This is a genomic window from Shimazuella sp. NTD248 (assembly GCF_059510395.1).
In genome coordinates, this window is sequence record NZ_JCAJZT010000001.1 from 249,603 (window position 1) to 263,018 (window position 13,416).

General features: G+C 39.4%; 11 protein-coding genes and 1 pseudogene. 3 read left to right on the top strand and 9 right to left on the bottom strand.

Annotated elements, in window-relative coordinates; translation table 11 throughout:
• Positions 1-667: 667 nt before the first annotated feature.
• Positions 668-1,072 carry a YndA family protein gene (locus AC5WOE_RS01360; protein ID WP_496051722.1) on the top strand — a complete coding sequence of 135 codons (405 nt, stop codon included), beginning with the start codon at positions 668-670 and terminating at the stop codon, positions 1,070-1,072.
• Between the two features lie 109 nt (positions 1,073-1,181).
• Here the strand turns inward: AC5WOE_RS01360 and AC5WOE_RS01365 are convergent.
• Together AC5WOE_RS01365 and AC5WOE_RS01370 are read right to left on the bottom strand one after the other, a co-directional pair.
• Positions 1,182-1,486: pseudogene (locus tag AC5WOE_RS01365) on the bottom strand (IS3 family transposase); the annotation flags it as partial.
• Positions 1,487-1,558: 72 nt separating this feature from the next.
• A complete protein-coding gene (locus tag AC5WOE_RS01370) occupies positions 1,559-1,900 on the bottom strand; it encodes an EthD domain-containing protein (RefSeq protein WP_496051723.1) in 342 nt (113 codons plus the stop codon).
• A 790-nt stretch (positions 1,901-2,690) separates the two neighbouring features.
• Here AC5WOE_RS01370 and AC5WOE_RS01375 point away from each other — a divergent pair.
• Together AC5WOE_RS01375 and AC5WOE_RS01380 are read left to right on the top strand one after the other, a co-directional pair.
• Positions 2,691-3,029: a hypothetical protein gene (locus AC5WOE_RS01375; RefSeq protein ID WP_496051724.1), complete on the top strand. Its 339-nt coding sequence runs from the start codon at positions 2,691-2,693 to the stop codon at positions 3,027-3,029.
• 281 nt (positions 3,030-3,310) lie between these two features.
• The gene (locus tag AC5WOE_RS01380; RefSeq protein WP_496051725.1) at positions 3,311-4,444 is read left to right on the top strand and encodes a cation:proton antiporter; all 1,134 of its coding nucleotides are present in this window, start codon (positions 3,311-3,313) and stop codon (positions 4,442-4,444) included.
• Positions 4,445-4,482: 38 nt separating this feature from the next.
• On the opposite strand, the gene AC5WOE_RS01385 is transcribed toward AC5WOE_RS01380, so the two are convergent.
• From AC5WOE_RS01385 to AC5WOE_RS01415, 7 genes are all read right to left on the bottom strand, one after another.
• Positions 4,483-5,682 carry an MFS transporter gene (locus AC5WOE_RS01385; RefSeq protein ID WP_496051726.1) on the bottom strand — a complete coding sequence of 400 codons (1,200 nt, stop codon included), beginning with the start codon at positions 5,680-5,682 and terminating at the stop codon, positions 4,483-4,485.
• A gap of 173 nt (positions 5,683-5,855) precedes the next feature.
• Positions 5,856-6,869: a FecCD family ABC transporter permease gene (locus AC5WOE_RS01390; protein WP_496051727.1), complete on the bottom strand. Its 1,014-nt coding sequence runs from the start codon at positions 6,867-6,869 to the stop codon at positions 5,856-5,858.
• Positions 6,866-7,900, bottom strand: a complete 1,035-nt coding sequence (locus AC5WOE_RS01395; protein WP_496051728.1) for a FecCD family ABC transporter permease — start codon at positions 7,898-7,900, stop codon at positions 6,866-6,868. Before AC5WOE_RS01395 ends, AC5WOE_RS01390 begins: the two co-directional genes overlap by 4 nt.
• A 30-nt stretch (positions 7,901-7,930) precedes the next feature.
• The gene (locus AC5WOE_RS01400; RefSeq protein ID WP_496051729.1) at positions 7,931-8,860 is read right to left on the bottom strand and encodes an iron-hydroxamate ABC transporter substrate-binding protein; all 930 of its coding nucleotides are present in this window, start codon (positions 8,858-8,860) and stop codon (positions 7,931-7,933) included.
• A 77-nt stretch (positions 8,861-8,937) separates the two neighbouring features.
• Positions 8,938-9,759 (bottom strand): ABC transporter ATP-binding protein, encoded by an 822-nt coding sequence (locus AC5WOE_RS01405; RefSeq protein WP_496051730.1) that lies wholly within the window; start codon positions 9,757-9,759, stop codon positions 8,938-8,940.
• Between the two features lie 394 nt (positions 9,760-10,153).
• Positions 10,154-11,518, bottom strand: a complete 1,365-nt coding sequence (locus AC5WOE_RS01410; protein WP_496051731.1) for a glycosyltransferase — start codon at positions 11,516-11,518, stop codon at positions 10,154-10,156.
• Between the two features lie 300 nt (positions 11,519-11,818).
• Positions 11,819-13,186: a glycosyltransferase gene (locus AC5WOE_RS01415; protein WP_496051732.1), complete on the bottom strand. Its 1,368-nt coding sequence runs from the start codon at positions 13,184-13,186 to the stop codon at positions 11,819-11,821.
• Positions 13,187-13,416 lie beyond the last annotated feature (230 nt).

The window sequence follows — 13,416 nt, forward strand, 5'->3', positions numbered from 1 at the left end:
AAACTAGGCAAATAGAAACGAATTATGGATTAGAGATAACTCTCTTGGAAATTAATTATATACGAAAATAAAATAAAAAGCCAATACTAAATCAATGAAATTATATTATAATTCAATGTAAAAATCCCAAAATAAGATAATTATAGATAGCCTCTGAGTCTCTCTTGATACACTTCTACTCCTAAAGTTCCGATTCTTATTCCTCCATAGCTAAGTTCCCCACAAACTTAGGAAGAGATTTTTGATATTACCGACTGTCATCCTCTCATATAGAGGATGACTTTCCTCTGTACACAACTGGCTAAAGCCACAAAAACAAAAAAGACCTCTTGATAAGCTCTAATGTCCCTTGTACCACAAGACCCGGCTTCTAGATAATTAGAAGTTACATACATCTTTATTTGTTTCTGGATTATATTCCTCGATATAAAAGTATCTTTACCCACTGGTAAGTTGCATAGAGATCTAGGTATATTTTCGCAAAATGGATATTAATCTAATTAATTACCATATATTATAATATATTTCTATTGATTTAATATTAGATTTTTATTCTATTTTCATATATAATGATCCCCAAGAGGATTAAACCTCTAGCGAATGTCACCTGTTTTTATTTTACTTAATTGTTTGTAAACGATTATATGACAACAGGGAGGAAGGCATCATGAGCTTCAAAAAGATCTCAATTCCATTTCTTTCTTTGCTTTTCGCGCTAGTGTCACCGTTTTCATTAGTATTTGCAGATTCTGGTAATTGGCAACCATTATGGTCTGGGAAGGTACATTACAGTGGTTCTCATTATATTACACCTGTAGATAGTGCACATGCCACAGATTATATCAAAGTATGCAATACATCAAGTAAGTCAGAAAATTTTTATATCATGGATTATGATCCAGATGATCCAGATGATTATTTAACTAATAGTTACTATCATCTTACCGCAGGGTCTTGTGGTACCTATTGGATTCAATTTTTAGAAGATGGGACTAATGGGAAAGCTGAAATTTATATCATGACACTTGATAATTCATCAGGTTATGATGACTCATACGCAATTTATGATTGATAACAAAAAAACGACCTCTGATTTTTTTCTGAGGTCGTTTTTTGACTGAAGAAAAGTCACTTCTGAGAAATTGTAAATGTACCCTATGTAAAGGACACTAAAAAAAAGCCTAAGAAACCTTAAGAAGATGATCTTTGTATTGAACAGAGGTCATCTTTTTTTGATTCCATTGGTATCTTAATGGTTACAGTAGGTCATCTATTGCTTAATTTCTTTTCTTAAATCATCTAAGTTGAACATACTTTAATAGAAGCTTCATCCTTAAGAGGGCCAAAGAAAGATTTCTGAGTAGCATTATCCCCAACAGTTTCCTCTTCTTGACATGGACTGACGAAATCCCATTTTCTTGACTAACTTTTGAAAGTCAGGTTGTGTGTAATGAGTTCCTTGATCTGAGTGGATCATTGCATCTTTCGCTTTCTTAAATGTTCTGTTCTACCTGTTGGGGATAATACCAATGTGGGTCACTTTTCATCCATTTCTCAATTATTTTTCAAATGTTTCTTCAAATGCGGTGTAAAAGCTGACATAATCGATAGCATCTTTTGTAAGAAAGGAAGCAACGATTTGACCTGCGTCACTATTACGAAATGACTCCATATATAGATGTATATCGGTTACATACAGTTCTCCCATAACATGATACTTAGATTTAACCGAATCACCAGATTCCTCTTTGCCTAAAGACTCATAAAAGAGTCTATTTACATTAATTTTCAATACACCTTCTAAGCTCAATATTTTGGGGACCATAGTATTGCGATAGAAATGATAAAAACTCTCGGGGTCTTCCATATTCCCATACATGGTAACTATTTTGTAGAACATAGTCTTCCTCCTATTCTTCTGCATTTATTATTTTTAACAAGAAAAGAATGAATATTAAAATTAAAGAAATTGTCTTTCTATATTTTACTAAAAATAGAACAATATTTCGCCTTGCGTAACAAATGAATTTTGTCTATTTTTTGGATTACATATTGGATTTCTGGATAATTTCCTATATCCAAGCATAAATAGGAGTGAATTTCTATGATTCGTCTTAATCATAAGGCTCATATGTGTATATTCAAAAAAATTAGATATCATAGAAGTAAGTTTAAGTTATATTCAAATAATTACTGAGGATAAAACTTGAGTCATTGCAGCTTCTTCATTTTCAAACGGTAGGCTACCTACTAGGAGTGTTTGACGTTTCGACATGAGAATAAAATCCCACAATATCTTTTCTTCTGTTTGATAGACACTACTTGTACTAATTTATTCTTTTACATGCAGGGTTCATCCAGAATACTTTGTCACCTGTCGTTTAGTTACCTCGTTTCCTATAAAATTTCTTAGTTTTATAAACATCTTCTTTTGGCTTGTTCTTTGTCATTTTCTAGATAGTATTTTTATTCAAATATATCATCCATTTACCTTTTCACACTCTAGAAGGAAATAAAAGGAATGCAAGTAATTAGGAAATTCACTATAATGTTAAGGTAAAATCCATGATTCAAAATTTTGAACTTAATAGTATCGAAATGGCAGACAGAAATTTCTTTACGCACCCCGATGGGATAGTGTTCCTACAGATGAGACATAAAATGGATGAGTTCGTTTTAAGGAGGATATTATGATTAAAACAATGACATTTTTTCGTTGTATTGACGATCCAGATAAATTTCAGGCATTTTACGATAGTATCTTTCCAGATATACATGCATTACCCGGAATCATTGAAACAAAGGTTACTCGAATTTACGAAGACAACGAAGACAGTATACAGCTCATGCTGGACACCATTTTTGAATCTGAGAGTGCCATGCAGAGCGTTTTGGCTTCCCCTCGAGCAGCGGAACTGATGAATATGGTCAACAACAGTACTGTTGCAGATTTTTATTGGTATATCGCCCAAGAGCAATACATAGATCTAAAAAAATGGAGACAAATGGAAGACAATTGCAAAGAATAATCTATCTTTTTCTAATTTTATGTATGCGTATTCATTTCAAATTATTTATGTAGAAAGTGACTTATTAGAAAATAATAGGTCACTTTTTGTTTTTTCTATACAATGAAAGTAGTGCATAAACAATTTGAATAAACGATATCTAATTCAAATTCTGATAAAATAAAATGCGAGTGTAATTTGATTTAAAATAAAGCACTAGAAAGAATTAATGATCCAACTTAATAATTCCTCTTTTTGACTTCTAAACCATTTAAGAATCAACCCACCGAAGGAGGCTAATTTTGGATTATATTATCGTATTGCTCATCATTTTAGCTTCAGCAGCATGTGGCGGGGAAATCAGTGCTCGTTTGGGACAAACCACTATTTTTGGAAAAATAATTGCTGGTATCATAGTTGGACCAGCAATACTGGGCTGGGTATCCACTACAGAAACTATCCATGATATGAGTGAAATTGGAATACTTTTCTTAATGTTTATTGCCGGGTTAGAAACCGATGCAACTGATTTATACAATAATCGAAAATCATCGATCGCAGTCGCTCTAGGCGGGCTTCTTTTCCCTCTGGCTGGAGGATTTGCAACAGGGCTTTTATTTGGTTTCCATCCAATTCCATCTGTCTTTCTCGGCTTATTATTAGCTGCCACTTCTGTTAGTATTTCTATTCTGACATTGAGAGAGTTAGGTCAATTAAACAGTCGAGAAAGTACCACGATTCTCGGTGCTGCGTTAGTTGATGATATCACCGTTATGCTTATCCTTGCGGTCTCAATGGGTGTATGGACTGGAACAGAAGTAAACATCGGGGTTTTATTAGGAAAAGCAATGCTGTTTTTCCTTTTAATCGGATTGCTTGGTTGGAAAGTTACTCCTTGGTTTATGAAAATCAGCACTTCCTTCAAAGCTACGGAAAACATAGTAAGTGCAGTGATCCTTTGCTTCGTTTTTGCAGCTCTGGCCCAAGTACTTGGCGTATCTAGTATAATCGGAGCTTTCGCTGCCGGCTTAGCCATCTCCCGCACAGATCGTCAAAAGGAAATAAAAAGTAAAATTGTTCCTATCGCCTACACAATCTTTATCCCGGTATTTTTTGTACAGATTGGATTATCTGTTACCTTTGTAGGAATACAAAATCACATTTGGTTTATTATCATCGGTTCTCTAGTCGCTGTCTTTACCAAATGGTTTGGTGCTTTTTCAGGAGCAAAATTAACATCATTTTCTACCAAATCAGCCATTCGTATTGGTGCTGCTATGCTGTCACGAGGCGAAGTCGCCCTTATCTTATTAACGATTGGATTGGAAAAGAAGCTGATCGATCCCGCTTATGCTTCCTCTATCCTCATTATCGTTATGATAACAACACTTATAACTCCTGTTTTATTAAAAATTTCCTATCGCACACCAACCTAGATTCTTTTAAAAAACAAGAGGGACAGCCCTCTTGTTTTTTACTTTGTTATTACTTTGCGTGTTGCGACATCTAGACTGTGAGCAAATACTATCATTACCGCATTGATAAGCAAAAATGCGATTGTAAAGTAAAAAACGTCTTGTATTTGCAGAGTAGTAGCGACAAAACTTCCGACCAATGGTCCAATTAAATTTCCCAAAAACCGCGCTGAAGAATTAATACCAAAAGCTGTACCTTGCAATTCTTTTGGCGTCATTTTTTTCACCAATACACTCAACGCTGGCAACATCCCTCCAATAAATAACCCCAAAAAGAAACGACCGATCAGCAACTCTGTAATATTTGTAGCAAATACTTGAGGGATAAATGCTAGTGCGGACATCACAAGTGAGAAAATCAGAATCTTACGCTCTCCAATCTTATCCCCGATTCTTCCCAGCGTAGGCGACCCGATAAGATTGGCGATTCCTGTTATCGCACTGACAAGACCCACCATCAATGCCAAATGAGAACCATCGTAAATCGTTTTGGTATAGATGGGCAAAATGGGTTGAACACTCATCATAGCCAATTGGGTGATAGTGGATGCAATAAATACTGGCAATAGCATCCGCAGGGATCTCCAATTTGATTCTGGCTTTTCTACCACTACTTTTTCTATTCGTTTTTTTGGTACTGTCTCTTTGATATACACCATAACCACAACGCCAGCTAGTAAAATCAAAATCCCAGTGAGCAGAAATACACCATCATATCCAACCAGTTCTGAAAGTGCACCACCGAACAAAGGACCAACCAAAGTTCCTACAATCTGACCAGTTTGCAGTGTACCTAGTACTTTCCCTGAATTTTCGTCTGGCGTCACCGCAGCTTGCATCAAAATAGACATCGAAATAAAACCGGAAAACAATCCATTGATCAGCCTTAGGATCAATAATTGCAGAGGGGAAGTAACAAAAGCCATTAAAATAGTTACAACACCCATACCAATAGCTGAGCGAAGTAACATCGATTTTTGTCCATATTTATCTGCAAGTGTTCCCCATAATGGCTGAAATAAAAAAGAGGTCAAAAATTGAGCCGAAAATATCCATCCTGACCAATGTTCTACACTTTGCAAATTGTGTACACCTAATTTTTCAATATACAAAGCTAGAAATGGTACCACCATACTCATCCCGGCAGATATTAAAAAATTAGCTGGCCACAATATCCATAAAACTCGTTTCCAATACATTCTCCTTCACCTTCTATAATGTAAATACAAAATACCCTTTCGCAAAGGGTCTCTATATACTATTTAAATACTTCTTTTCGAGATATGCAATTTTACATTTTATTCAAACTTTTAAAAACATCCAAATGCTAAAAGCAACTTACCTTTTGAATAAGTTGCTTTTAGCATGAACACTATTTTTTTACCATCAGATACAGAAAATATGGTGCTCCGATCATTGTGACAATGATTCCCGCTGGGATGCCGCTTGGATCTAATAAACTTCTGCCGATTGTATCGGAGACTAGAAGAAGAATAGCTCCTAAAATAGCTGCGACAGGGAGAAACGCTTGATGGCGAGGACCTACAAGACTCCTAGCTATATGAGGAGCCATGAGACCAATAAAAGCAATACCGCCGCTAACTGAAGCAGATGCAGCTGCAAGTGCTACCGCAATAAGCAACAGCATACTTCGTTCTCTTTCCACTTTTACCCCTAATCCGATAGATGTATTTTCATTAAGCTGCAACACATTTAAAATATGTGACTTAGAAAAAACAATCGGTAAAAGAATGAGAATCCAAGGCAGAAGCGCGATCACAAATGTCCAGTCATCTCCCCATATTCTTCCTGCAATCCAGTTGGCGATAAATGCATTCTTTTCCTCTTCTAACCTTGCAGTGAGCGTAAATATGACACCGTTGATCGCAGCTGCCATTCCTACTCCGATAAGAATAAGACGTGTCGGCTCGATTCCCTCTCCCCGCTTATAGGATAAAAAGTAGATCATGATCATTGTTAAGGTTCCCCCGATGAAAGCAAACAAAGGGAGAATATAAATAAAACTCGTGGACTCACTAGAAAAATACATCACATAAATAACTACCATCAAACCCGCACCTGCGTTAATACCTAAAATACCTGGATCAGATAGAGGATTTTTTGTGATGCTCTGCAAGATAGCTCCAGAAACCGCAAGACCGATGCCCGCTAAAATCGTTACTATTATTCTCGGTAAACGAAAACCATACAAAATAAGGTTTTCTTGACTTGTTCCATATCCCAATATCGTCTTACCTAATTGGATTGGATTTAGCGAAATGTACCCAGTTGCTATACTCACAATGAACGCTGCAAGGAGAAGAATCACAGAAATGATCAAAGTGAGTCGGACTTTACGTTGATATGCTGCATCCACTATATTCATCGTTTCCCTTCCCTCCTAGCTAGATAGAGAAAGAAAGGAACCCCAAGTATAGCCACAATCGCACCGATCGGGGTTTCAAATGGAGCATTGATCATTCTCGCAGCAGTATCAGATAAAACTAATAATATACTTCCGAACACAGCAGAACAGGGAATAACCCAACGATAGTCAGTTCCTACAAGAAACCTCACTATATGGGGAACCATTAGTCCAACAAAAGCGAGAGCCCCCACCAAAGAAACAGAAATACCTGCTAGTATCAAGACGACGAGCATCAAAACTATTTTCACTAAAATCGTACGCTGTCCCAATCCTTTAGCAATATCATCACCAAAACTGAGAATCGTCAACTTTTTAGAGAAAAAAACAGCTACAGCAAGGGCAAGAAAAACGATAGGGACGGAAATTTTCAGTTGTAACCAAGTCGTTCCAGATGTACTTCCTATTTTCCATATACTCAAGTCTTGGGTAAGTTTGAAAACAAGGGAAATACCATCTGCAAGTGCATTTAGGAAAAAGGTAATAGCTGATCCAGCTAAGATTATCCGTAAAGGAGACACGCCACCCCTACTCGCCGAACCAATTCCAAACACCAATCCCGCACCTAATGCTGCACCCACAAAGGTAGCTGTCATCACAAACACATAGGAAGAATGAGGCTGCAAAACTAGTAGACAAGTCAATGCCAATCCTGCACCCGCATTAATCCCTAATAATCCCGGTTCTGCCAATGGATTTTTGGTTATCCCCTGCATAATCGCACCACTCACCGCTAGGGCAGCACCAACAATAACCACGCCAAGTTCCCTTGGTAAGCGAATGCCCGCGATAATTTGATCAGCTTTTCCTTGTGGATCATAAGCAAAGATAGATTTCCACACTGTCATAAAATCAATATTCGCAGCTCCAACGGAAATTGCCAAAACCATACTGACAGCTAACACCAACAGACCTAGTATGAGGATGAAAGCACCGATAACCGGTCTAGAAACTATTTGATTTTCTTCAGTTTGTATGTTTTTGATAGACATAGATCCATATCCTTTGTGTTAAAGCTGTTTCTATTTCCCTTTTGTCAATGCTTGTACGATAAATGCTAATTCTTTTTCAAGTGATATTGGATCATTGAAGTAAAACGATGCCGAATCAAAAAAGAAGACATTTCCTTTTTGAACAGCGGGGATTTGTTTCCACACTGATGTTTGCAGGTAGGAATTATTTGCTGTTGCATCTCCTTTTCCTACAAATAAATAGTCTCCTGCATACTGTGGTATCACTTCGGTAGAGATCGCTTTATACCCAGGACCAAATACATCTTTTTCTACTTGTTTTGGAGCTTTGATACCAAGAGCTTGATAAATAATCTCTGTTCCTCGACCCCAGTTGTTTCCATAAACATATAATTCTTTTCCAAATGTTTCAAATACAGTTGCAGTGGCATTATCTCCAATAGCTGCTTTTACTTTTGTCTTGGCTTCTGCTGTTTGCTTATTCCATTGATCCACCCATGCTTGTGCTTCTTTTTCTTTTCCAAGCAATTTACCAATTTGAAGATGTGCTTCTAAATACGTATATTTTTCATAAGTGAATGCGACGGTCGGAGCTATTTCTTGATATTTTTTGAGATTTTTATCATTGGTAAAGGCAATGATAAGGTCTGGTTTTAAAGCTAAAAGTTTTTCCAATGAATCAGTGGTTATCACTTGCACATTTTTTAATTTACCATTGTAAAATTTATTATCTTTTGCCCATTGATCTACTCCTACCGGGGTAATACCAAGGGACAAAACATTACCAGTATAAGAGGAAGCTAGAACTGCAACACGCTTCGGATTAGCTGGAACTTGAATGGGTCCTTTTTCCGATTGGAACGTTACCATTTTGGGCGTATTGCTTTCATCAGATGTTGTTCCTTGACTGCACCCAGCTAGTAAAGCTGCTACGAAAACAGCAATGAAAAGAAAACTCCGTATGCTTTTACACTTTTTCATCTATGTTCAACCTCATCTCAATATTCTCTTGTGATAATCATTCTCATTTGAGATTAAAAAAATATCCCATTATTGCATTAAATCGCTTGGTCTTCCACTTTCGACAAGATGGAGTCAATAAGGTCATATGTCAAACAGATCGGTTTCTGCGTTCTTGGATCTGTTACTATTTCAGCATCAATCTGAAAAACTTCATGTAAGGTGGCAGCGGTGATAACCTCTTCTGCACATCCTTCTTTGACAATCTTTCCTTGTTTCATCGCGATAATCCGATCAGCAAATCGGGCAGCGTGATTGAGATCATGCAGTACCATCACGATCGTCCGTTTTTCCTTTACATTTAACCATTTGAGAAGTTCTAATATTTCCAACTGATGGGATAAATCGAGGTAAGTAGTAGGTTCATCCAAGAGGATAATATCTGTCTCCTGTGCTAATGCCATAGCGATCCAAACCTTTTGTCTTTGTCCGCCTGAAAGCGAATCTACGACTTTATGCCGAAATGCATGTACACCTGTCACATTCAAGGCCCAGTTGATCACTTCGTGATCTTTGCTGCTCAATCGTACACGATTTTGATAAGGAAATCTCCCATAAGACACTAATTCTGCTACGGTTAAGCCTTCTGGTGCATCTGGAGATTGCGGTAAAATTGCCAACTTCTGAGCTATTTTTTTGGTAGATTCTTTATGAATTTCTTTCCCGTCAAGAAAAACAGCGCCAGAGCGGGTTGGCTGAATACGTGCGATCGTCTTTAATAAGGTAGATTTCCCACAACCATTTGACCCAATAATAGTCGTGATCATCCCATCTGCTATGTCTAAACTGACATCTTTCACAATCTCTTGATCGCCATAAGAAATATGTAAGTTTTCTGTTATTAACCTCGGTTTTGACATCTTTTCACCTCCTGATGGTTTGTTACTTTTTTTACTTATTTCTCATTTATAATGAGAATGATTATCAAACTCATATGTATTTTATAATTAGGACAAGATGATGTCAACGGATATGGAATATATCATTTTTTTACAAATAAATATTTTTAAAACGCATTGTATTCTACTTTGAGATAGTGGGTCAACTCTTACCATTCTCTCATATCCATTTCTCAATCAAAGATAGCTACTCTTATCTCTTCTTATGTCTTTCCCCTTGATCTTTCATTGTATATGGAATAAATCAGCTTCTCCCCCTATTGGATGTTCTGCTACCTCTTCGGTGGCACAGTGTCCGTGATTCTATATATTTTCACAGTCACCGTGCCACCTGCAAGGTAGGTGTAAGATAGTGTCACCAGCCATCATTCAACCACCAAAGCGCACAGAGAAATCGTTGCAGATCGACATGTTTCTGTGCAGCGATACGCATGTGATGTTCCTCACGCGCCCATTGCTGAATGCGTGTTCGATCCAGCTTCAAGGAGGCTTTAATCGCCTCGACGAAACCGGTTTCATTTCCTTCTTCGATATCAAATCCCCATTCCCCTCGATGTGGTCGTACGAGTCCTGGAACCGACCCGCGAGCATACGCTACCACTGGAGCTCCAGCAGCCCATGCTTCAATAAAAACCAAACCTTGGGGTTCATCCCAGTGGATGGGTCCGACAAATGCACGAATACCTGAGAAGAAATCGAGTTTCGGCTGTCCACCAAGTTCACCAACAAAGATACAAACTGGTGATCCACTACTTAGCAGACTTGTATCAGATCCGTTTAGTAGAGCAGCGACACGCTCTGGATTATCTGAAATGTCTACATCTGTCTGTGGTTTTAGTTGATCATGGAAGTACGTAAAATTATCGATATTCCCCGCGACAATGATCGATTGCCCTGCTGCCTTAGCCAAACGGATGGCATCCGCCTGCCCTTTGTCAGGAGTGATTCTTCCGAGGATACCAACAGCATCTAGCAGCGGAGCACGACGGGAGACAAAGCTCTCATCTGTGAGTCCACTTGGGATGGAATGAACCACCCATACTTTCCAGTTTTCAGCCAGCTCCCTTTCGCTCAAGACCACCAACGGAAGCTCTTTCCAATAATGGTGAAAATAGGACATATCGGTTGGACCCACTGGTGGATTAAAGGTCAACCGCTCCCCCCGATCTGTGTCGTAAAACCGATCCAAGTGAAGGGGGGAATGTTTGAGCACGACGGGCATGACTCCACCGTAATCTTGAAACTGGAAAAGAAGCTCACACACTGGTGGATCGTAGAGAGATCCGAGGTGTCCAGTCACCGTATCCCAGTTTAGAGGACGCTGCTTTCTTGTCTCCTGGCGTATCCATCGCGAGATGAGATCATGGTGGAGATCGAAGGCCCCTTGAAATTTCCAAGAATCAGCAGGTTCCTCAATAGTCGGGATAAGCCCTTCGATCTTGGATGTAGCTGGAGCAAATACACCAAACCTATGACCCATATCTTTCAATTCATGAGCGAGATTGGCAAGAACGGTTTCTAGTCCCCCATACGCGTCAGGTGGAGTATTGTACCTTGCTCCGGAAATATGCAACATTCTTAATGGATGATTTGGATCGGTGACATGAAGAAGCCATTCATCGCTTCTTGGGCCCATGTTCTGCTTTTTCTTCGCCTTACACCGAGCAATTTCAATGTGTACTTGAGCGGATTGTTCCTCATATTTGATGTAGCTACTCACTGGAAATTCCTATCTGGCAGTTGAAGGGAGATCATGGATGACACTATCCTATTTTATTATAGTATCTTTCCTAATATTTTTGAATATCGGAGTTCATCGTATAAATAACCATTTGAGGAGTTCTCATATTTCCAATGGATGGGGTAAATCGAGGCAAGAAGCAGGTTCAGCCAAAAGGAAAACAGCACCGGAGCAGGAATGCAGCTTCTTCCATTTTGCTACCTATTCGGTGGCACAGTGTCCGTGATTCTATATTTTTCACAGTCACCGTGCCACCTGTAAGGTAGGTGTAAGATAGTGTCACCAGCCACCATTCAACCACCAAAGCGCACAGAGAAATCGTTGCAGATCGACATGTTTCTGTGCAGCGATACGCATGTGATATTCCTCACGCGCCCATTGCTGAATTCGTGTTCGATCCAGCTTCAAGGAGGCCTTAATCGCCTCCATGAAGCCTCGTTCATCCCCTTCCTCGATATCAAAACCCCATTCCCCTCGATGTGGTTGTATGAGTTTTGGTACCGATCCACGAGCATACGCTACCACTGGTGTTCCGGCAGCCCATGCCTCACGAAAAGCCAATCCTTGGTGTTCAACCCTGTGAATGGGTGCAACAAATGCACGAATACCTGAGAAGAAATCGAGTTTTTGCTGTCCAAAAATATTACCAACATAGATACAAATTGGTGATTCACTACTCAGCAGGCTTGTATCAGAGCCATTCAGCAGAGCAGTGGCTTTCTCCTCGTTCCAAAGTTGTCCTATATGGACATCGATCTGTGGGAAAACTTCCGAATGAAAGTACTCCCTATTTTCTATCTTCCCAGCCAAAATGATCGATTGCCCTGCCGCCTTAGCCAGACGAATGGCATCCGCTTGTCCATTGTCAGGACTGATATCACCGAGGATACCAACAGCATCAAGCAATGGAATCGGACGGGAGACAAAGTTCTCCTCTGTGAGTCCACTTGGGATGGCATGCACCCCCCATGCTTTCCCGTTCTCAGCCAGTCCCCATCCGTCCAAGACCAACGGTAGCTTTCTCCAATAATGTTGGAAATAAGCCATATCGATTGGACCCACTGATGGATAAGATATCAACAGCTCCCCCCAACCTGTGTTGTAAAGCCAATCCAAGTCATGAAGGGGGGAATGTTTGAACACGACGGGCACGACTCCACCGTAATCTTGAAACTGGAAAAGAAGCTCACTCGCTGGTGGATCGTAGAGAGATCCGAGGTGTCCAGTTATCGTATCCCAGCTTAGAGGATGCTGCTTTCTTGTTTCCTGGCGCAGCCATCGTGAGATGTAATCATGGTGGAGAGCAAAGGCCCCATGAAAATCCCAAGACCCAGCAGGTTCATCAATAGTAGGGATAAGGCCTTCGATCTTGGATGTAGCTGGAGCAAATACACCAAATCCATGACCCGAATTTCTCCATTCATGAGCGAGATTGTCAACTGTGGATTCTAGTCCTCCACGCGCACTAGGAGGAGTATTGTACATTGCTCCGGAAATATGCAGCATCCTTAGCGGACGATTCGGATCGGTGACATGAAGAAGCCATTCATCGCTTCTTGGACCCTTGTTCTGATTTTTCTTTGCCTTCCACCGAGCAATTTCAATGTGTATTTGAGCGGATTGTTCATCATATCGGGTGGAATTCACTCGAAACTCCTATCTTGCAGTTGGAATGGGATCATTGATGACACTATCCTATTTTATTATAGTATCTTTCCTAATATTTTTAAACATCGGAGTACATTGTGCAGATAACCATTTGAGGAGTTCTAACATTTCCAATGGAAGGGGTAAATCGAGGTAAGCAGCAGATTCAGCAAATACGCCACTGGAGCGGGAATGCAGCTTCTTCCCTTATTTGGATGTTCTGCTACCTA